Genomic DNA, 20,178 nt, shown 5'->3' on the forward strand with positions numbered 1-20,178 from the left:
ATAGATGAGTACATACGGTTTTATAATTACGAAAGGTTTCAGGCAAAATTAAACAACCTTAGTCCGGTGGAATACCGTACCAAGGTTGCTTAGGACCTATCAGTTTTAATGCTGTCTACTTGACGGGGGTAATATCACTCCATCGGCGCCAGCTTTTTTATCGTTGAAATAGTTAGTTAATTATCTGAAAATTATTTATTTTAATTACATAATTATATGATGCATAAAGAAATAATAAAAATACAAGTTTTGTTATATTGTATTCAATGTTTAAAACAATAACGAAATTTCCTTATTCCTATAAGGATTGTGAGAGATAGACGCTAAAGGTAAATGAACAAATATAAAATATTATGGTAAATATTGCAACGAAACAAATATAATGATTAAATCAAATTATCCAGATATTGGTATTGAGAGATACTGGCCAGTATCAAGAAATGTTCCAGCCTTTTAAAAAAATCAGGAGTTGATCTCGTATGAAATCGTTATGGAAAAACAGTGTAGCGGTTCTCACCATGCTCTCCATCCTGCCCCTTTCACAATCCGCAGTACATGCAGAACAAAAGCAGTCTCAGCCAATCCTGGCTTCTCATGTAGACATGTCGACAGAAACATTCTCTATTGAAAAAGAAGGCTCCTTGTCAGCGGTTGAACAAGCATTCGTAGAAAAAGTAAAATCGAAAAAAGGCGTGCATAATCAAGGCGATCTGTATGTGGTTTCCCGTGGTGAAATGCCAACCTCTGGCTATGGTCTAAAGGTTGTTGGGGTTCAGCAAGGCTGGGAAATGCTCACGATTTATGTTGAGCTGACAAATCCATCTCCAGAAGATATTACAACGCCTGCTTTGCATACACCTTATATCATTTTGCGGGCAAGCCTGCCACCATACACATCAATGGTATTTGTGGATGTAAAAACCGATAATGTTTTGTTCCAATAGGCGCTTTCCGTATAGAAATGAAAAAAGGTCGGGATATCCGACCTTTTTTCATCATGAGTGTTCCTGTTAAGGCTGATCCGACGTTACATACGTACCTGCAATCAAATCATGGATCGAACGCTTATCCTGACGTACACTGACCATGATGGCGCTGACGATTATCGCAATACCGAGCGTAACCGCGTACACGAGTGCGCCAACGATGTTGCGCAACAGCATGGTTCCGATTCCTACACGCTCCCCATCGATTCTGGCGATGCGAATACCGACAATTCTTTTGCCCACCGTATAGCCATGCCAGAAAACAGGAACGAGGAGACTGTACAGTGTGGTGATGATATTCGAAATCAAATTGTCTTCTGTCTTCCCTGTAATGATATAGGTGATCAAGATTAGCGGTACTCCGATAATGAGTGCGTCTAGTAGACCAGCACCGAGCCTGCGCCAAAACCCTACGGGATTGCTTGGTATTGTAGTAATTTGTTCCATGTTTTACCTCTCCTTGTTATTCGAATAGGTATATATTATATGACTACCCATTCGAAAATAGTGCAGATAAGGCTCCGTCGCTAAGTTGACGGAGCCTTATTTTTCCATAAAATTATACACCTGTAATATTATTATGACAAGGTTACAAACATGCGAAGCAGCACGGCTATTCTGCCAGGTATGGCGTCAATGACGATGTGCTCGTGGGAAGCATGGGCTCCATCACCTACAGGCCCCAAACCGTCAAGCGTTGGAGTACCTGCATCGGCGGCGAAGTTTCCATCACTCGTCCCACCGACACCCTGCTCCGTCAATTCAAAGCCTTCCAGTCTGGCTTGTTCCTTCGCGTGTAAAAATAATTGTTCGGTACCAGAAGTACGTTCCATGGGAGGCTTGGTGATTCCGCCTTCCACGAATAGCTTGGCTTCGGGGTGGACAGGGGTCAGCTGACTCATCAATTGGGTAATGCGTTCGCTTTCCTCACGGCTTTGGATACGCACATCGATCTCTGTCATCGCAAAGTCAGGCACGACGTTTGATGCACTGCCTCCTTGAATGGTGCCGACAGACAAGGTTGTGCCCGCTTCGTAATTCGTAAACGATTGAATGGCGAGAATGTGGTGAGCGAGTTCCGCAATCGCATTGATTCCTTTGGCGTGATCATTCCCTGCATGCGCGGCGCGGCCTGCTACTTTTAAAATGAAATCTCCGCCGCCCTTGCGACTTGTTTTCAAAGAGCCATCCCCAGCAGCAGGCTCCAGCACCAATGCATATTTACTTCTTTTTGCTTCCTCTCTAATGAGCATCTCGGAAGAAACACTGCCAATCTCTTCGTCGGTATTCCAAAAAAAGACGAGCTTTTTTTGGGGGGTAAGATTATTTTCAATCATGGCACGCAGGGCGAAATAGCTAAAAACGATGCCTGCTTTCATGTCGTATGTGCCAGGCCCATAGAGACGGCCATCTTCCTCGCGACAAGGCTCTTTGGCCAATGTACCTATTTCTTTTACGGTATCGAAGTGACCGAGAATGAGGATTTGTTCGTCACCATCGCCGTACTCCATTCGCAGCTGATTTCCGTATTGCTCTTGTGGTATGCTCTCCACCCGACACCCCAATTGACGAAAGCGCTCTGTGATCAGGCTACCCAATCGGTCGACGGCTTGTTTGTTGTGGGTTGGTGTTTCCATCTCGACATATGTACGCAGCTCCTCGACAATTTCTGGGAGCTGCTGCCGAAAGTAGGACGTCCAGTTGTTTTCCATGTCAGCCTCCTGTGATTCCTTTTACTAGCACTATAAAGCCTTGTCTGCTTTTCTGCCACAAAAATAAAGATTTGTACATAAAATTCAGTATATTCTGCGTTTGAAATGTAAGTAAAAAAGGATTGAAATTGTTCAGATTATGAGTAAAATAATCATTGTGATGCATAAATATAAGTTTTCGTGCAAATTAATGCTGCAATTAGACTGCTTTATGCAGTAAATCATAACGACGGGGGTTCATCATGAAGAAATCAAAATCATTTATTTCTCTTGCACTTACTTCTTTGCTTGCGGCAGCTGTTATCGCTGGCTGCGGAACAGGCAACCAACCTGCGACAGGACAAGCATCTGCGCCTTCTGCTGGCGACAAAAAAACACTGGTCATGGCTACTTCGGCAGATTACAAGCCGTATGAATATCACGACCTGAGCAGCGGTAAGGATGAGATCGTGGGCTTCGATGTGGATATCGCCAAATACATCGCAAAAGAGCTCGGCTACGAACTGCAAATCAACGACATGAACTTTGACGGGCTGGTTCCGGCATTGCAAACAAATCGTGCGGACTTCGTCATGGCGGGAATGACACCGACACCTGAGCGTGAAAAGAACGTAGATTTCTCTACCATCTACTATGATGCGAGAAATACGATCGTAGCAAAGAAAGAGAGCAATCTGACCAAGCCTGAACAATTGGCTGGCAAGAAAGTGGCGGTACAGCTCGGATCGATTCAGGAAGGTATAGCAAAGGATCTGGCAAAAACGGTTTCTGGCTTGCAGATTACTTCGTTGAACAAGCTGCCTGAGATTGTGGAAGAAGTAAAAGCAGGCCGTGTAGATGCTGCGATCATCGAGGATCAAGTAGCAAAAGGTTTCGTGGAAAGCAATGACATGCTGCAATTCACCACAATTGAAGAGGTAGAATCGAACGGTTCTGCTATCGCTTTCCCAAAAGGCTCGCCGAATGTAGCGAAGTTTAATGAAGTGATTAAAAAAATGCATGACAACGGAGAAATGGACAAGCTGATCCAAAAATGGTTCGGTCAATAATCTCTCCACCAAAGAAGAATAACTATGTGAGCAGCAAGAGGGGAGAATGGGCATGAATTTTGACTTTTCACAAATCGTGCCCTATATTCCTTTCATTTTGGATGGGATAAAGGGTACGCTTCTCGTAACGTTGATTTCTGTTGTATTAGGCTTTGTCTGGGGTTCGATTCTCGCACTTATCAAAATTTCCAATTTTGGGCCACTGAACTGGTTTGCGGTAGCGTATACTTCCGTTTTCCGTGGAACTCCTTTGATTTTGCAGCTTACTTTCGTGTATTTTGCTACACCACAGTTGACTGGTTACAATATTACAGCACTCGAAGCAGCTGTTCTGACGTTTACCTTGAACTCGGGCGCGTACATTTCCGAGACAATTCGTGGCGGGATTCTTGCTGTGGACAAAGGTCAGTGGGAAGCGGCTAAAGCGCTTGGTGTACCTTATCACCGAATGATGCTGGACATTATTTTGCCACAGGCGGTTAAAAATATTTTGCCAGCGCTGGTCAATGAAACGATTGCGCTTCTAAAGGAATCCGCTCTCGTCTCCACGATTGGTCTTGCAGATATTATGCAGAACACGAAGGTGGTCCAAGGCGCCATCTACCGCTATTTTGAGCCATTCTTCATCGCGGGTCTGTTGTACTATGTCATGGTTATGATGCTGACTTGGGTAGCTCGCGTACTGGAACGGAGGATGAGACTCAGTGATTAAGATCGATAACATTACGAAGTCATTTGGCCAATTGAATGTATTGAAGGGCATCTCCACGAACATTGGAAAAGGAGAGGTTGTCGCCATCATCGGTCCATCTGGATCGGGGAAGTCAACGCTGTTGCGTTGCATTAACCTGATGGAAACGCCTACTTCCGGTACAATCGCGATCAATGGACAGGAAATTACTGCTCCAAAAGCTGACGTGATGGGGATTCGCCAGCAAATCGGGATGGTTTTCCAGCATTTTCACCTGTTTCCGCATATGACGGTATTGAAAAACTTGACCTATGCACCGATGAAAGTAAAGGGCATGTCCGCGGCTGAAGCGGAACAAAAGGCGAGAGAGCTTTTGACGCGGGTAGGATTGGCTGACAAAGCGGATGTGTTTCCGTCGCGCTTGTCAGGCGGTCAAAAGCAGCGTGTAGCCATTGCCCGTTCGCTCGTCATGGAGCCGCAAATTATGCTGTTTGACGAGCCAACCTCTGCCCTCGACCCAGAGATGGTCAAGGAGGTTTTGGAGGTTATGAAGGGCCTCGCTGATAGCGGAATGACCATGGCAATCGTCACACATGAAATGCGCTTTGCCGAAGAGGTGTCAGATCGCATCTTGTTCCTCGATGACGGCCGTCTCCTGGAGGATACGCCGCCAGAAGAGTTTTTTCAAAAGCCGAGAAGTGAACGGGCCCAGCAGTTTTTGGAGAAGGTTCGGTAATACAACTAGCCGCAGTGCCGATGAGGCAGCGGCTTTTTTCTTTGACACGTGCATATACTTGGGCTAGAATCAAGTGTAAAAATTTTTTTATTTATTCTATTTTGAGGAGTTGACTATTTTGGATCGTCAACGATTGGTCATTTTGTTGGAAATGGCGATGATGGCTGCTCTTGCAATTGTGTTTAGTCAGATCAAGGTTTTCGAAATGCCACAGGGTGGCTCAGTGTCCCTGGTGATGGTACCGATCGCTTTAATCGCTGTTCGCCGTGGCCTCGCCGCTGGTGTGATTACGGGCCTTGTTGTCGGATTTCTTCAATTGCTTTTGGGCAGTACGGTAGTCCATCCGGTACAGCTGCTGCTGGATTATCCGCTTGCTTTTGGGGTTCTGGGTCTCGCAGGGCTTGTTCGCTTGTCTGGCTATGAAGGGACGAAGCAGCGAATCATGGTATTGTGGAGCGGCTTGTTTATCGGCGTAATTGGGCGTTTTGTTTGCCATTTTCTATCGGGTGTTATTTGGTTTGGCAGCTACGCGCCAGAAGGTGTGCCAGTCTGGCAATATTCCCTCATTTATAACATCACGTATTTGCTGCCAGAAATGATTATCGCGGGAGTTGTTTTGACAGTTGTGCTTAGCAGCGCATCACAGCTGCTGTTCCCTGCACGCGACCGAGTCGCGTAAGATACAAAAGAAAAATCGGCATCAAGTACAAACCATTCACATAATGTAATCAGGCAGCGAGTTTCGTTGCCTGATTTTTTTACGTAGCAGACATATACATTTTTCATGTGGCAGGATACATGTTTATCCGACAGCAGAATATGATGTAATATGCACGTTTTTGAGAACACCTAAAGGAGGTGCGGCACGAAATGGGATTGCGCTCCTATCGCCTGCGACAGGGGGGCGCCTTGCGACGTGTTCTCGGGGTTGCGTTGGCTGTCGGGGGAATCACCATTTTCTTGTATTTGGCACCTCCGTGGGTTTGGTATAGCCTATTGGCATTTGCACTCATAGGGGCCGGCGTGTATTTGTATCGTGTGTAGTAATTTCGGTGAGGAGGGGTAGCATGCGGTTTTACACCATCAAGTTGCCGAAGTTCCTGGGTGGCATGATTCGGGGCATTATCGAGGCGTTCAACAAGAAAAAATGACGCCTCGACCCGCGCCTCCTTAAGGGGAAGAGTGGAGAAACGGGAGAAATGCAAAAAAGCACCTCGAGGGTGCTTTTTTTCGCGTAGTTGAATCAACTACACGCGAGTTACGAGACCGGATTTCAGTGCTCGAGTACTTACATAAACGCGCTTCGGTTTTCCATTTACGAGAATGCGCACTTTTTGTACGTTGACACCCCAAGTGCGGCGAGTTGCGCGCATGGAGTGGGAGCGAGCGTTTCCAGCTTTAGCAGATTTACCTGTTACAAAGCAACGACGTGCCATTACAATCCACCTCCCTTGTTACATATAAACGGGATTTCCTTTGTGGGAAATACAAATACTCGACTATATTAGCACAACATTGCTGTCAATTGCAATACTTGACAAGATGATTTGCCCAGTCTTTCTACTAGGGTTGATAGCTTCGACAAAACGCTTCATTTCTCTTTTGTGTTAGTGTAGAATTGAAAGAAGCATGGTTACGCTTACCTATGACGGTCAAGCTGTTTAACAGAGGAGGAGTCCTTGCATGACAGTGGAAATGAACACATCGCTAGGAAAGATCGATGTTACAGAAGACGTGATCGCACGGATTGCTGGAGGCGCGGCCATGGAAGTTTTTGGACTTGTGGGCATGGCTTCTCGCAAAGCGTTGAAAGATGGAATCGCTGAGCTGTTAGGAAAAGACAACCTGAGCAAAGGTGTCGTCGTTCATAACACAAATGGCGAAGTAGTACTGGACATGCACATTATCGTCAGCTATGGCGTAAAAATTTCCGAGGTGGCAGGCAACGTTCAACGCCGTGTGCGATATACCTTGGAGCAAACGGTAGGCATTGATGTGACTGCCGTTAATATTTTTGTGCAGGGAGTTCGTACAGACAGGGATATGTAAGGAGGAACATCAGTTGGTACATACGCGTCTAGATGGCGTGCTGTTTAGCCGGATGGTTTACCTGGGGGCGAACCTTTTATCCGACAACGTCAGAGTAGTGGATGGATTAAACGTCTTTCCTGTGCCGGATGGCGATACGGGGACAAACATGAATTTGACTTTCTCTTCCGGAGTGGAGGAGTTGTCTCGAAAGGAATCCCCCCGAATCACTGAATCGGCTGCTGCTTTGGCTAAAGGTCTGTTAATGGGCGCGCGCGGTAATTCCGGCGTGATTTTGTCCCAGTTATTCCGCGGCTTCAGTAAAACAGTCAATGGAAAAGACGAGATTCATGCTCGTCAGTTTGCTGATGCCTTGAAAGCTGGCGTGGATTCTGCGTATCAGGCAGTAATGAAGCCGGTGGAAGGCACCATTTTGACTGTTGCCCGCGAAGCGGCGGAGATGGCTGTGCGTGCAGCGCGCACGTCAGATGATATTGTCTCTGTCATGGAAAAAACATACGAGCAGGCGCAAGCTACGCTGTTGCGTACGCCGGAAATGCTGCCTGTTCTAAAAGAAGTAGGCGTAGTCGACTCAGGTGGACAAGGTCTCTTGTTCATTTATGAAGGCTTTTTGCGAGCGTTGCGCGGGGAAGAGCTATCCGCAGACCGCGAGCGTTCGGTTCCCAAAATCGGTCAGGAAGAGCTGGACAAGCTCATTTCTGAGCAGCATAATGCGCAAATCCACATGAAAACAGAAGACATCACGTACGGGTACTGTACCGAGTTTATGGTTCATGTAGCGCATAGCACCGAGCCGCACAAAAAGCCATTCTCGGAAGCGCTGTTCCGCAGCCATCTGGATACGATGGGCGATTCACTTCTTGTCGTCTCCGATGATGAAGTCGTCAAGGTACATATTCATGCAGAGCATCCGGGAAGCGTACTGCAATACGCGCAGCAATTCGGTAGCCTGCATCGACTGAAGATAGAAAACATGCGTGAGCAGCATGCGAACATCCTGAAAGCGGAAGAGAACAAAGGACAGGCGAAGCCAGAAGCAGCTGTTCAACCTGCCGCAGAGTTGCTTCCATACGGATTGATCGCGGTAGCTGCTGGTGAGGGAATCGCTACGATTTTGCGTAGCATGGGCGTACATGTGGTAGTAGAAGGCGGCCAAACGATGAACCCGAGTACAGAGGACTTCATGAAGGCCATCGGAGAACTGCATGCCCAGCAAATCATCATCCTGCCAAACAACAGCAATATCATCATGGCGGCGCAGCAGGCATCTGAACTGGCTGAGGTTCCCGTATCTGTCGTACCGACGAAGAGCATTCCGCAAGGGCTGGCTGCACTGGTCAGCTTCCGTGCCGATGCCCAGCCTGAAGCGAACGTACAAGCAATGACAAAGGCAATTGCCCAAGTGAAGACAGGCATGGTGACACATGCGGTTCGCGACACGCAAATGGGTGAGGTACAAATCAAAGAAGGCGATTTTATCGGCATGGCTGAAAAAGAAATCGTCACAGCAGGACCCGACTTGCTAGAGTGCGCGACGACGCTGCTCTTGGGAATGGTGGATGAAGACTCCGAAATCGTTACGATGTTCTTAGGAGAAGATGCGACGGAAGATCAGGCACAGGCTTTAGAAGAAGCTTTATCTGACGCGTACCCGGATGTGGAAGTTGAGATCCAGGTAGGCGGTCAACCGTTGTATCCTTTCATTTTTTCCGTCGAGTAGTATAGGTTGTTCAAAAAGTCGTCAAGCAACTTTTTGAGCACGAACGAATAGGGAGAGGAGCGTTCGTGGATGCCAATTGTGATTCTTACCGACAGTTCGTCTGATATTGATGCGTCTGTGAGGCAGTCATTGGGGATTGTTGCCGTCCCGTTAAAAATCATGTTTGGGGCGGAAACATATGTGGACGCAGTGACTATCTCTTCATCGGAGTTTTTTGATAAGCTGAAGCAATCGAGCGTGATGCCGACGACCTCGCAGCCGTCCCCGCTTGAATTTGCCGAAGCGTACAAATCGATCTATGAGAAGTACGGCAAGGACGTGCAAATCATCGCCGTTCTCTTATCAGGCTCCTTATCGGGTACGTATCAATCTGCGATGATCGCCAAATCGATGCTGGATGAAAATATTGACATTACTGTAATAGATTCTCGCAAAGCTTCCTTCGTTCACGGGATGATCTGCGTTGAGGCTGCGAAAGCCGCACAAGCAGGCAAGAACAAGGAGCAGATTCTGGAGCAGATTGATCGTTATTTGGATGAAGTGCAGGTATACTTTATTGTGGATACACTGGAGTTCCTGCAAAAAGGCGGTCGGATTGGAAGAGCATCTGCCGTTATCGGCTCGCTCTTGAATATCAAGCCGATTTTGACGCTGGACGCAGCCGGATACGTATCTGCTTTTGACAAGGTCAGAGGGACGAAGAAAGCTTTGAATCGCGTTTTTGAAGCTCTGCAAGAATACGCACAAGGCAAGCCTGTGAAAATTGCTGTGCTGCACAGCAGTGTTCCTGATCAGGCAGCTGAGCTCTTGGAGCGACTCAAGCAAGAGTTTACGGTGACGGATTCTTGGTTGGAACAGATCGGTCCAGTGATTGGAACGCATACAGGTCCGGGGCTTCTCGGGATCGTGATGGTGAAAGAGTAGTAAGGTATAGAGTATGGAGAGGAGCTTCCCTTTAGGTAGGGGGCTTCTTTTTTTATATACTTCTTTAAAAAGGGAGTTTTTTCATATAACGCGATATAACCGCATGCCATCAGCTTAAAACGGTTATGATTGCTGTATGTACAGTTTCCTCTGTAGCGCTTTCACAGGCTGTAGGATACAATGAGAGTGAATCTTGCCCTACCCCTTGTGATTCAGGAGGAGAACCGGTTGAAATATAAAAGCGTATTTGATATTATCGGCCCGATCATGGTTGGGCCATCCAGCTCACATACAGCTGGTGCAGCCCGAATCGGTCGTGTAGCTCGCAAGCTGTTTGGCAAAATGCCTACACGAGCAGAGATTGTTTTTTACGGCTCATTTGCAAAAACGTATCAAGGACATGGTTCTGATGTGGCGACTGTGGCAGGAATTCTTGACTTTGACACGTCAGATTTGCGTCTGAAAAATTCGCTGGGTATCGCAGAGAAAGCTGGCATGGAAGTTGCGCTGACCACTTCTGATGTCCTGACAGAACATCCAAACACAGCGCGCATCAAGCTGTCGGATGACGAGAATCAGATTGAACTCGTCGGTGTTTCCATTGGCGGCGGGAAGATCGAAGTGTTGGAGTTGAACGGGTTTTCCTTTCAGTTGGGCTTTGACACACCGACGCTCTTGGTCTTGCATGAGGATCGCTTTGGGATGATTGCGGCTGTGGCAAAAGTATTGACCCAGCACCGCATTAATGTCGGACTCATGGAAGTGTCTAGACACACACGCGGATCACGTGCTTTGATGGCGATCGAAACAGATTCGACGATCTCCCCCGAAGTGCTGGAGGAAATCCGTCAGATCCCCCATATCTTTGACGTATCCCTGCTTTCGTTGAACTAGGTACAAAGACGAACAGGATTAGAGGAGTGAACAACCAGATGTTTCGGAATGTGGCTGAACTAGTAGAGTTGGCCGAATCGCAGGGAAAGAAAATCTCCCAGGTGATGATTGAAGCAGAGATGGAAGTATCCCAACGCACTCGGGATGCCATTATGCAAGATATGTACGCCAACCTCGATGTGATGGAAAAAGCAGTGCGTCGCGGGCTTACTGAAGATATTCGCTCCCATAGCGGATTGACGGGCGGCGATGCGAAGAAGCTGCAACAATATATGGAGACGAAGACATTTTTGTCTGGTCCGACTCTTTTGAATGCCGTCTCGATGTCTGTGGCGGTAAACGAAGTAAACGCTGCGATGGGTACAATTGTCGCTACGCCTACAGCAGGAGCCTGTGGAATTGTACCAGGGACGCTGTTTGCCGTATCTGACAAGCTGCAGCCGACCCGTGAGGAAATGGTGAATTATTTGTTCACGGCAGGGGCAATCGGATATTGCATTGCCAATAACGCATTTATTTCGGGTGCTGCGGGTGGCTGCCAGGCAGAGGTAGGCTCTGCGACCGCAATGGCAGCGGCGGCGATTGTGGAAATGGCTGGCGGTACTCCTGAGGAGTCTGCCCAAGCCGTAGCGATTGCATTGAAAAATATGCTCGGACTAGTCTGTGACCCCGTAGCCGGACTGGTTGAAGTGCCATGTGTCAAACGAAATGCGATGGGAGCGGCGATTGCGACGGTAGCCGCAGATATGGCGATGGCCGGTATCAAGAGCGTGATCCCGACGGATGAAGTCATCGATGCCATGTACCGAATCGGCTGCGCCATGCCGACAACGCTGAAGGAAACCGCTCAGGGTGGTTTGGCTGCTACACAAACAGGTCGCATGATCGAAGCAAAAGTTTTCGGCGTACGGATGGAGAAGTAAATGGCTGGAGCTTATCAAGCGCCCGTCTCCCTGTTGCACGGGGTTGGGGAAGAACGGGCGAAGGCATTTGCAGGACTCGGGATACACAGTATCGGTGATTTGCTGGAGTATTTCCCTTCCCGTTATGAAGATTACCGTGTGCGCGATTTGACAGAAGTAAAAGACGGAGAGAGGGTCACGCTGGCGGGTACGGTGTACGGCGAACCCTCTGTTCGTTTTTATGGAAAAAGAAAGTCGCGTCTCTCGGTTAAGGTTGTGATGGATCGTGTCGTGGTGACGGCTGTCTGGTTCAATCAGACGTTTGTCAAAAGCAGGCTGTCGCCAGGCAAGGAAATACTCGTCACGGGAAAATGGGACAAGCACAAGCTCCAAATCACCGTGAGCGAGATGACGGAGGTCGACTCCGAGCGTGCGACCAAAAGAGGCGAGCTCGCTCCTGTCTATCCGTTAGGAGGCGACATGACGCATACGCTGCTGCGCAAATCGATTCAGCAAGCCTTGCGTCAGTACGGGAAAGAGATCCCGGAGATCCTTCCTGCGGATATTGTGGAGCGCTACCGACTCATGCCGCGGATCAATGCGTTTCATTCGATTCATTTTCCGGAAAATGCTGAAGACGGACGTCAGGCGCGGCGACGGATCATGTTCGAGGAGCTTTTTTTATTCCAGTTGAAAATGCAAACACTCCGCAAAATAAATCGGCAGCAGACGGATGGGGTGGCTTTGTCCATTCCGATGGACGAGGTGCGGGAATTTGTCAAAGGATTACCGTTCCCTTTGACAGACGCGCAGAAGCGAGTGGTAAAAGAAATTTTGGATGACATGCGTGCCCCTCATGCAATGAATCGGCTGTTGCAAGGGGATGTAGGCTCGGGGAAAACGGTAGTAGCTGCCATTGCCCTAATCGCTGCAGTAAAAGCAGGCTATCAAGGAGCACTGATGGTGCCAACAGAGATTCTCGCAGAGCAGCATGTGCAGTCGTTGACGAAGCTTTTGTCCGATTACGGGATTCAGGTCGCGCTCTTGTCAGGCTCGCTTACAGCCAAACGTAGACGCGAAGTCATCGGTTCGCTGCAAATGGGGTTGATCGATGTCGTGGTCGGTACCCATGCGCTCATTCAAGAGGATGTCTTTTTCTCGCGTCTGGGTCTCGTGATTACGGACGAGCAGCACCGATTCGGTGTAGAGCAGCGGCGTGTTTTACGAAACAAGGGCTTGTCACCTGACGTCTTGTTTATGACCGCTACGCCCATTCCGAGAACACTGGCCATTACGGCATTTGGCGACATGGACGTCTCGACGATTGATCAAATGCCTGCGGGACGCAAACCGATTGAGACGACATGGAAAAAGCACGATCAGTTCCCGGCTGTTTTGGAGCAAATGAGGGATGAGCTTTGTCTCGGACGGCAGGCATACGTCATTTGTCCGCTCATTGAGGAGTCGGAGAAGCTCGATGTACAAAATGCGATTGATGTCCACGCTCAGCTCACACATATTTTTCCAGAGTTTGGTGTAGGTCTTATGCACGGACGACTGCCAGCGAAGGAAAAGGATGCGGTCATGCAAGCGTTTCTTGCAGCAGAGCATGCTGTCTTGGTCAGTACCACAGTTGTAGAGGTAGGGGTAAATGTCCCGAATGCTACTTACATGGTCATTTATGATGCGGAGCGGTTTGGTCTCGCTCAGCTGCACCAATTACGTGGGCGGGTAGGACGTGGCTCGGAGCAGTCGTATTGTGTGCTGATCGCCGATCCGAAATCCGAGATCGGAAAAGAACGGATGCGTGTCATGTGCGAGACGACGGATGGATTCGAGCTGTCGCAGCGCGATTTGGAATTGCGCGGACCGGGTGACTTTTTCGGGACGAAACAGAGCGGCTTGCCGGAGTTCAAGGTGGCAGATCTGTTAAGTGATTACAAAGCCTTGGAGGTAGCGAGGCAGGAGACAGTCAAGCTGGTAGCGGAGGACTCCTTCTGGCGGGACGAAAAGTATCACTGGCTGCGTGACTATTTGAAGAAGGAAGGCGTGCTTGATGGCGTCGTCTTCGATTAATTAGAAATAGACAGCCTTCTCACTTCAGATGTGTGGGAAGGCTTTTTCTTTTAGGGTGAAACATAAAGCAGGCCATCAACGTCTATCCTCTGAAGGGAAATTTTTCTAGGAAGCGAGGCGAGTTTTTTGTCTTTGCGAAAAATTCGAGGTATCAGCATGTCAGTTGTATTCGCATTGCTTATCATGACAGGATCCGACTTCGCGCAAGCTACTTCACCGGACAGTCGGATTGCTCAGACTGGCCCATCTCATACGACCAGCCAAGCAACAAAGGAATGGAAGCAAAAGGAGCTGCCCTACGATTACGCGGCGATGAAAGAAGACGTAGTCATTCAACTGAATGAAGCTCCACAGCTCCGCTCTCCTCGAAGAACGGTCGTGGGACCTGCACCGCAGTCGTACACCTTCTTTTTCAAGGAAGCCGTGAACCGTGGAACTGTGGAAACCGCTATCCGTAACAATGCCAAGGAAGAGACGAAGAAAGAGGGCGTAGGCTATGTGGAGCCGATCTTCACGTTTCACTGGGTTCACGACCGTCAATTACAGCTGCTCGCGGCCCTTCCTGATACGCTTGCCAATGACAGAGACTGGACGGAATACGTTTTGAATGTAGCAGGAGCGAAGACAGCGAAGGGAAACGTATTGGACGATAAGGATTACTTCCGGGCGGTGGTGTTTGCTCCGTCTCAGATCTGGCGAGTATCCGTGGATGGTAAGGTGAAAGAAAAAATGACGGACTTCGCCGTCAGGACTCCCATGGAATTTATAGATCCAGAGGAGCGGTATGTGCTACTGGAGCGATTTACAAAATATTGTGAGTGCGATGCCCGTTTCCCGATGCTGTACTCGATTTATGACACACAGACACGAGAGCTGACCTCATATCCGGTGGAGCTGACAGACAATTATAGCGGGGCAGGCGACTTCATGGCAGATCGTCGCGGCTTCTTTTTCTCCCTTCCACCAAAGGGGACAGACGTACCGAAAAGCGAGTTTGCCTCCCAAGTCAAGGTCGATGGTTACGTACATGGAGCCAGCTTTAGCCTCGATCGTAAGCATTTATTGATGGCTGTAGGCAAGGCCGAGCAGAAAAAGGATTTGGATCTGGTCGTGTATGATTTTGCTACAGGAAAAGAACGTCGCCACCCAGGCGTAATCAAGGGCTGGGTCCCAACAGACGAGATGAATGGGCAAGTCCAGCCTGTCAGCTTTATTGATGATGGACGGTACGCGACGTTTGAAATGAGAACAGAGGAAGAAGGCTTTGAAGAGCTTCGTCAACGCTACGATTGGAAGATGGACAAGGTGATTAGCTGGAATCCCCCCGTACCCAAAGATGCTTGGTCCGGCTATATCCAGTCAACGGATGGCGCCTATCAAATGTACTGGAATGCAGGGGTGTTTAAGGGCGACGCCAAGCTGATGGAGGTGAAGCCAGAGGCGACATGGATTCCAGGCACTCACCATTTGGTTTATGTGGATTGGGAAAAAGCTGAACAGGGAGCGGATTCTGTGCAGTCGCTGTTTCTGTTTGATGCTGATCGCAAGCAACAATCTGTGCTAGTAAAAGGGCTGCCAACAGACGTATCTATTTTGGGAGCCAGCAATGATGGCAAATGGCTGTACATCAAGACATCGGAGATATTTGCCCCTTAAGCGTCATATTCGTTTGCCAGCATGGATAAAATCATCAACGATTCGTAAGTATCGCCTGATTTTAGGCATTCCCGCAATGTTCCTTCTACGTGAAACCCTTCGGATAAATATAGGCTGCGGGCGCGGTCATTCGTTTCTTTTACATCCAGCCATAGTCGATGTGCTTTTTGCTCGACAAATGCCCAATGCTTGATCTGACGCAGGATGCTGCGTCCGTAGCCCTCTCCTTTTACTGCCATTGTAATACGTGTAAGTTCAATACTAAGATGTGGATTGGCCAGCCCGGCGATGATGACGTAGCCTACGGGGTGGCCTGTTTCTTTTTTTTCGGCAATCATATGGAGAATATCTGGATTGCCAAGAGCATCGTGATGCCGCTCTTCGCTCCAGGGGATAATGAACGAACGATTTTCGGGTGCATTTTCTACTTCACATACAAATGGAATGTCTATGGGTGTAGTGCGGCGCAAGTGGATGGTCATACGGGTGTCTCCTTCTTCGCTTAACATTTGCTCGCCATGATCAGGTTGCCGTCGGGGTCACGGAAGTTGAACCAATGGCCATGCTGGATGGGGCCGACTACTTCTATCCCGTTCTCCTTCAGAAATGCATAAGAGGCCTCAATATCCTGCGTGTTGAAATGAAACATGGGGGCATCATCAACGATGCGCTTCGGAAAGATTTTGCTGTCCAGAACGAGCGTCAGTCCGCTTTGCAAAGGAATGCAGTAAATATGCCCGAACATGATCTCACCGTCTGCGGGAATGCCCAAGAGGTGGCAGTACCAGTCGCGTGCGCGCTCGATGTCGCTGACAGCTACAAAGATGGCTCCGATTCGGGGGAGCAGGGGAGAAGTGGTTGTCATTGTGATGAAACTCCTTTCTGTGTGTGAATGATTGTAAGTGCGACCCGTCAAAAAACGTCTGTGAAATGTCGGATCGACTCATTTTGCTTCTGCTATTCTCAAGGTGAAAGGGAGGTCATTTCCATGGATCTGCTTACAAAGCTGAATGAGGCCCTAGACTACATCGAAGAAAATTTGACCAGCGAGATTGACTATAAAGAAATCGCGCGTGTAGCTTGCTGCTCCGAGTATCACTTCAAAAGAATGTTTTCTTTTCTCGCAGGTGTTCCGCTATCTGAGTACATCCGGCGCAGACGCATTACACTAGCGGCTCTTGAGCTTAGGGACAGCAGCGAGCGAGTCATTGATATCGCCATGAAATACGGATACGGTTCGGCTGATTCCTTCACCAGAGCTTTTCAGGGTGTGCATGGAGTAACGCCGACGGAAGCCCGACACAGCGGCCATTCCTTGAAGGCTTATCCGCGAATGACCTTTCATCTATCCATTAAAGGAGGCAGTGCCATGAACTACCGTATGGAAGAAAAAGAGGCATTTCGCTTGGTTGGCATTAAAAAAAGAGTCCCGCTGATTTATCGTGGTGTGAACCCGGAGATTGCTGCCATGTGGGCTTCGTTAGATATGGAGACGATTCATAAACTGAAGTCGCTATCTGATGTCGAACCACTTGGCCTGCTTAGTGCATCCACTAACTTTTCAGAAGGTCGGCTGGAATATGGTGAGCTCGATCACTTTATCGGGGTAGCCACTACAAAGGAATGTCCAGACAATCTGGCGGTGCTTGAAGTTCCTGCTTTTACCTGGGCCGTCTTCGAATCAGTGGGTCCATTTCCCGATACGCTGCAAGACATTTGGGGTCGCATCTATGCTGAATGGTTTGTGTCCTCTGGTTATGAGGCGGCTCGCGGTCCAGAAATTTTGTGGAACGAAAATAAAGAGATGACATCACCGACCTTTCGCAGCGAGATTTGGATTCCTGTGGTGAAAAAGTAACCCTTTATTGCATTCGCTCTCGTTTGCGGAACACCTACCAGCGTGTGCCTATCCGAGAAGAAATAATTACCAACTTTTTTTTGCACAAGACAGGCATAAAAGCGAACGTTTGTTTGCTATAATAAGAACAAAGCAAAAAGAGAACATAAGTTCTTGTTTAGGGGATGATCGTATGTCCAATGCGAACAAGCGAATCGTGTTTTTGATCGACATGCAGAGCTTTTATGCCAGTATCGAGAAAGGGGCCAATGCAGAGCTGCGAAACAAGCCGATTGTCGTTGCAGGTGATCCAGAGAGGCGCAGCGGAGTCGTGCTGGCAGCGTGTCCGATTGCCAAGTCATACGGAGTGGTCACGGCAGAAGCGCTCTGGCAGGCGCAGCAAAAGTGTCGCCAGCTCGTAGTGGTTCGTCCGCGCATGGAGATGTACATTCGCATCTCCATGCAGATCACTCGCATATTCGAAGCATTTACAGACAAGGTGGAGCCGTATTCGATCGACGAGCAGTTTCTCGATGTGACAGGCAGCGTCCACCTGTTTGGTGATCCGTTGCAGATGGCTGCACAGATTCGGCAGCGCGTCTGGATGGAGACGGGAATCAATTGTCGGGTAGGAATCGGTGAGAACAAGGTATTGGCCAAAATGGCCTGCGACAATTTCGCCAAGAAGCGGGAGGAAGGGGTTTTTTGGCTCAAGCGGGAAGCGTTGGCGGATACGCTATGGAAGCTTCCCATTGAAAAGCTGTTCGGGGTAGGTTCACGTATGAAGCGCCATTTTCATCGAATGGGCGTCTATCAGATCGGGCAGCTTGCTGATATGAGGCCAGCGATACTTACTCGTCACTGGGGAGTGAACGGGGAAGTGCTATGGCGCACGGCTCATGGAATAGACGATTCGCCCGTGGCTCTGGGCTCCTATGATTCACAAAAAGGGATCGGTCATCACATGACGTTGCCACGGGATTATCATACAGCAGCAGAAATCAAGGTTATCTTGCTTGAGCTGTGCGAAGAAGTGTGCCGTCGGGCGCGGAAAAAGGAGTTGATGGGCTCCGTTCTGTCTGTGGGCTGTCGCGGAGCCGATTTGGCTGCCGGAACGGGCTTTGGGCGGCAGATGAAGCTCACGGAACAGACGAACGATGCTATGACGTTATACGAAGCAGCTTGTTTTCTGTTTGACCGTCATTGGCAGGAAACGCCCGTCCGCAGTATCGGTGTCAATCTGGGGCAGCTTGTCCCTGACAACGTGGTGCAGCTGAATCTGTTCACGGACAATCACAAGCGGCGTTCGCTGGCTCAAGCCATGGATGATATTCGGAACCGATACGGTCAGGACGCCATCCTGCGCGCTACCTCGACGTTGGAAGCGGGACAGGCGAAAGACCGTGCGCGTAAGATCGGAGGACACTACAAGTGACGGAGCCGATGGTGTCAGACGAGCAGGAATTGATACGCCAGTATATTTTATTTGGCATTTTGTTTCGGGCAGTCATGGCCGATCTGGGGCAGATGCGGATTGTGCCGTTGAAGTTTTCTTATCAGATGATGTTCGATGAGCTCTCGCGGTGGGCGGAACGACAGCATCACCAGCTGCGTCGCATCTTGAGTCAGCGAGGGTGCACAGTGGTCAGCTCACGACGTCAGGGACATATGTATGTCGTCCACTATCGACAGCGCGGGTACGTGCGAGAAGCGATCTATACGATTGAGGTATTGCGGGCAGAGTGCCAGGAGCTCGTCCATTTGTGGACCCGATATGAACAGCGAGGAGAGAACAAGCGATGAGGGAAAAACGCGTGTCCAAAAAGGAAAATGTATTCGTGGCCAGTCGGTTTGTACTGCCGGAACATCGGGAAATGTATTTGCGCATCAAGGAAGAAGAGCGCCGCTATGTACCACCCGAGCTGGATCAGGAGCAGCTCAGCGCCTTGAGCGAGCTGGTATGGCAGGCGTTCCAGACAGAGAGTATCCTGACGCTGACCTATTATGACGGACGAGAGCCGCGACGCTTGTCCGCCGAAGTCATTCATATTGATCAAGCAGCACGACGCCTCAAGCTTCGGGCAGGCTCCGAGATTCACTGGGTTCCTTTTGCCCGACTGCTGCATGTGGAGCTGGCAGCGGTTTTCTAGGCGCTCCATACATGAGGCCCTGTCTAGTCGGGAACCCTTTTGCTGTTTACAACATGCCATTTCCGACGGAATGGGAGAGCTGGTACAAGGACGGGAAAAAAGTGGTCGCTCCTTTTGATGAACATGCCGTTCTTCTGGTCGGATATGACGAAACATACGCCTATGTCAATGATCCGCTTACCGGAATTAAACAGCGGCGGGTGCCCCCATACCTCCATGAAAACGAGCTGGGAAGCACTGGGTAAACAGGCTCTCAGCTATCTATAATGAAAAAAAGGGCGCCTTTGAAAAAGGCAAGTCGCAAAAAACTGCGTGCCATGCTGAAACGGTGTGTACGAAGAAGATGTGAGATTCCTGAAACGAAAAGCGGTCAAAAACAACCGTTTTTCGTCTTTTTTTGGCTTACACGGATTTTGCCAGAAAGGAGGTTTCCCTGTATTGTTAGATTATCTTTTGAAGCATATATTTGATGGATAGAACAAAGGAGATTTTTCATGCTAGCACAAGAAATGGGTGTCATATTCACCAAGCACGCCGATCAAATTACTTCCAAGCGTTGGGGTGAATTCATGCAACAATTGGAGGAAAAAGGCCTGTACGTGCTCATTGAGACAGACACGATCGGAAGAGTGATGAGTCCATTGGGCGGATTGATGCCCATGCCGTGTAAAAGTGAGACGCTCCATATTGTGACAGCTGATGAGCTGGAGCAGCGCGGCTTGCCGCTCGGTCACCACATCGTAACGAAAACCAAAGACAAGGTAGTCAATCCGTAATCAAATAAAAATCAGCGCAA

The 20,178-nt window shown here is 48.9% G+C and carries 26 protein-coding genes; 21 read left to right on the forward strand and 5 right to left on the reverse strand.

The genetic code is table 11. The features are described from left to right. Together AB1L17_RS00005 and AB1L17_RS00010 are read left to right on the forward strand one after the other, a co-directional pair. A complete protein-coding gene (locus AB1L17_RS00005) occupies positions 1–93 on the forward strand; it encodes an IS3 family transposase (RefSeq protein ID WP_412846021.1) in 93 nt (30 codons plus the stop codon). A 386-nt stretch (positions 94–479) separates the two neighbouring features. Next, positions 480–944, forward strand: a complete 465-nt coding sequence (locus AB1L17_RS00010) for a protease complex subunit PrcB family protein (RefSeq protein WP_412843284.1) — start codon at positions 480–482, stop codon at positions 942–944. Positions 945–1,010: 66 nt separating this feature from the next. Here AB1L17_RS00010 and AB1L17_RS00015 read toward each other — a convergent pair whose 3' ends face one another. Further along, positions 1,011–1,433, reverse strand: a complete 423-nt coding sequence (locus AB1L17_RS00015; protein WP_412843283.1) for an RDD family protein — start codon at positions 1,431–1,433, stop codon at positions 1,011–1,013. Between the two features lie 131 nt (positions 1,434–1,564). Next, the gene (locus AB1L17_RS00020; RefSeq protein WP_412843282.1) at positions 1,565–2,698 is read right to left on the reverse strand and encodes a M20 family metallopeptidase; all 1,134 of its coding nucleotides are present in this window, start codon (positions 2,696–2,698) and stop codon (positions 1,565–1,567) included. 242 nt (positions 2,699–2,940) lie between these two features. Here AB1L17_RS00020 and AB1L17_RS00025 point away from each other — a divergent pair, with 242 nt between their 5' ends. The 6 genes from AB1L17_RS00025 (at position 2,941) to spoVM (ending at position 6,325) form a co-directional block, all read left to right on the forward strand. Continuing rightward, positions 2,941–3,747: a transporter substrate-binding domain-containing protein gene (locus AB1L17_RS00025; RefSeq protein ID WP_412843281.1), complete on the forward strand. Its 807-nt coding sequence runs from the start codon at positions 2,941–2,943 to the stop codon at positions 3,745–3,747. Positions 3,748–3,799: 52 nt separating this feature from the next. Next, positions 3,800–4,459, forward strand: a complete 660-nt coding sequence (locus AB1L17_RS00030; protein ID WP_412843280.1) for an amino acid ABC transporter permease — start codon at positions 3,800–3,802, stop codon at positions 4,457–4,459. Continuing rightward, positions 4,452–5,174, forward strand: coding sequence for an amino acid ABC transporter ATP-binding protein (locus tag AB1L17_RS00035; protein WP_412843279.1), 723 nt, complete (start codon positions 4,452–4,454; stop codon positions 5,172–5,174). The genes AB1L17_RS00030 and AB1L17_RS00035 overlap by 8 nt, the downstream gene beginning before the upstream one ends. Positions 5,175–5,292: 118 nt before the next feature. Further along, positions 5,293–5,853 (forward strand): energy-coupled thiamine transporter ThiT, encoded by a 561-nt coding sequence (thiT, locus tag AB1L17_RS00040; protein ID WP_412843278.1) that lies wholly within the window; start codon positions 5,293–5,295, stop codon positions 5,851–5,853. A 191-nt stretch (positions 5,854–6,044) separates the two neighbouring features. After that, positions 6,045–6,218 carry a hypothetical protein gene (locus AB1L17_RS00045; protein ID WP_412843277.1) on the forward strand — a complete coding sequence of 58 codons (174 nt, stop codon included), beginning with the start codon at positions 6,045–6,047 and terminating at the stop codon, positions 6,216–6,218. A gap of 23 nt (positions 6,219–6,241) precedes the next feature. Beyond that, positions 6,242–6,325 carry a stage V sporulation protein SpoVM gene (gene spoVM, locus AB1L17_RS00050; protein WP_005831022.1) on the forward strand — a complete coding sequence of 28 codons (84 nt, stop codon included), beginning with the start codon at positions 6,242–6,244 and terminating at the stop codon, positions 6,323–6,325. A gap of 96 nt (positions 6,326–6,421) precedes the next feature. Here the strand turns inward: spoVM and rpmB are convergent, their stop codons facing one another. Beyond that, positions 6,422–6,610, reverse strand: coding sequence for a 50S ribosomal protein L28 (rpmB, locus tag AB1L17_RS00055; protein ID WP_005831020.1), 189 nt, complete (start codon positions 6,608–6,610; stop codon positions 6,422–6,424). Between the two features lie 247 nt (positions 6,611–6,857). Between rpmB and AB1L17_RS00060 the strand changes: the two genes are divergently transcribed. The 7 genes from AB1L17_RS00060 to AB1L17_RS00090 all read left to right on the forward strand — a co-directional run bounded on the left by AB1L17_RS00060 (position 6,858) and on the right by AB1L17_RS00090 (position 15,395). Beyond that, on the forward strand, positions 6,858–7,223 hold the full coding sequence (locus tag AB1L17_RS00060) for an Asp23/Gls24 family envelope stress response protein (RefSeq protein ID WP_106838774.1): 366 nt from the start codon (positions 6,858–6,860) through the stop codon (positions 7,221–7,223). Between the two features lie 13 nt (positions 7,224–7,236). Then, positions 7,237–8,943 (forward strand): fatty acid kinase ATP-binding subunit FakA, encoded by a 1,707-nt coding sequence (locus tag AB1L17_RS00065; RefSeq protein WP_412843276.1) that lies wholly within the window; start codon positions 7,237–7,239, stop codon positions 8,941–8,943. A 69-nt stretch (positions 8,944–9,012) separates the two neighbouring features. Further along, on the forward strand, positions 9,013–9,867 hold the full coding sequence (locus tag AB1L17_RS00070) for a fatty acid kinase binding subunit FakB (protein ID WP_412843275.1): 855 nt from the start codon (positions 9,013–9,015) through the stop codon (positions 9,865–9,867). Between the two features lie 228 nt (positions 9,868–10,095). Then, positions 10,096–10,761 carry an L-serine ammonia-lyase, iron-sulfur-dependent subunit beta gene (gene sdaAB, locus AB1L17_RS00075; RefSeq protein ID WP_412843274.1) on the forward strand — a complete coding sequence of 222 codons (666 nt, stop codon included), beginning with the start codon at positions 10,096–10,098 and terminating at the stop codon, positions 10,759–10,761. Positions 10,762–10,799: 38 nt separating this feature from the next. Beyond that, positions 10,800–11,684 (forward strand): L-serine ammonia-lyase, iron-sulfur-dependent, subunit alpha, encoded by an 885-nt coding sequence (gene sdaAA, locus AB1L17_RS00080; protein WP_412843273.1) that lies wholly within the window; start codon positions 10,800–10,802, stop codon positions 11,682–11,684. After that, positions 11,685–13,739, forward strand: a complete 2,055-nt coding sequence (recG, locus tag AB1L17_RS00085; RefSeq protein WP_412843272.1) for an ATP-dependent DNA helicase RecG — start codon at positions 11,685–11,687, stop codon at positions 13,737–13,739. A 156-nt stretch (positions 13,740–13,895) separates the two neighbouring features. Next, positions 13,896–15,395 carry a hypothetical protein gene (locus tag AB1L17_RS00090; RefSeq protein ID WP_412843271.1) on the forward strand — a complete coding sequence of 500 codons (1,500 nt, stop codon included), beginning with the start codon at positions 13,896–13,898 and terminating at the stop codon, positions 15,393–15,395. Here AB1L17_RS00090 and AB1L17_RS00095 read toward each other — a convergent pair. Next, positions 15,392–15,877: a GNAT family N-acetyltransferase gene (locus AB1L17_RS00095; protein ID WP_412843270.1), complete on the reverse strand. Its 486-nt coding sequence runs from the start codon at positions 15,875–15,877 to the stop codon at positions 15,392–15,394. The genes AB1L17_RS00090 and AB1L17_RS00095 overlap by 4 nt on opposite strands. Positions 15,878–15,897: 20 nt before the next feature. Next, the gene (locus tag AB1L17_RS00100) at positions 15,898–16,260 is read right to left on the reverse strand and encodes a VOC family protein (RefSeq protein WP_412843269.1); all 363 of its coding nucleotides are present in this window, start codon (positions 16,258–16,260) and stop codon (positions 15,898–15,900) included. Between the two features lie 123 nt (positions 16,261–16,383). Between AB1L17_RS00100 and AB1L17_RS00105 the strand changes: the two genes are divergently transcribed. The 6 genes from AB1L17_RS00105 (at position 16,384) to AB1L17_RS00130 (ending at position 20,158) form a co-directional block, all read left to right on the forward strand. Further along, a complete protein-coding gene (locus AB1L17_RS00105) occupies positions 16,384–17,253 on the forward strand; it encodes an AraC family transcriptional regulator (RefSeq protein ID WP_412843268.1) in 870 nt (289 codons plus the stop codon). A gap of 172 nt (positions 17,254–17,425) precedes the next feature. Next, positions 17,426–18,667: a DNA polymerase IV gene (locus AB1L17_RS00110; RefSeq protein WP_412843267.1), complete on the forward strand. Its 1,242-nt coding sequence runs from the start codon at positions 17,426–17,428 to the stop codon at positions 18,665–18,667. After that, on the forward strand, positions 18,664–19,035 hold the full coding sequence (locus AB1L17_RS00115) for a YhjD family protein (protein ID WP_106653341.1): 372 nt from the start codon (positions 18,664–18,666) through the stop codon (positions 19,033–19,035). Before AB1L17_RS00110 ends, AB1L17_RS00115 begins: the two co-directional genes overlap by 4 nt. Beyond that, complete coding sequence (locus AB1L17_RS00120) at positions 19,032–19,382, forward strand: YolD-like family protein (protein WP_412843266.1); 351 nt, start codon at positions 19,032–19,034, stop codon at positions 19,380–19,382. Before AB1L17_RS00115 ends, AB1L17_RS00120 begins: the two co-directional genes overlap by 4 nt. 11 nt (positions 19,383–19,393) lie before the next feature. Beyond that, on the forward strand, positions 19,394–19,627 hold the full coding sequence (locus AB1L17_RS00125) for a hypothetical protein (protein ID WP_412843265.1): 234 nt from the start codon (positions 19,394–19,396) through the stop codon (positions 19,625–19,627). A gap of 249 nt (positions 19,628–19,876) precedes the next feature. Further along, a complete protein-coding gene (locus AB1L17_RS00130; RefSeq protein ID WP_412843264.1) occupies positions 19,877–20,158 on the forward strand; it encodes a hypothetical protein in 282 nt (93 codons plus the stop codon). The last annotated feature ends 20 nt before the right edge of the window (positions 20,159–20,178 follow it).

Origin of the sequence: Brevibacillus jepli (assembly GCF_047229145.1) — a bacterium.
Classification (GTDB): Bacteria; Bacillota; Bacilli; order Brevibacillales; family Brevibacillaceae; genus Brevibacillus.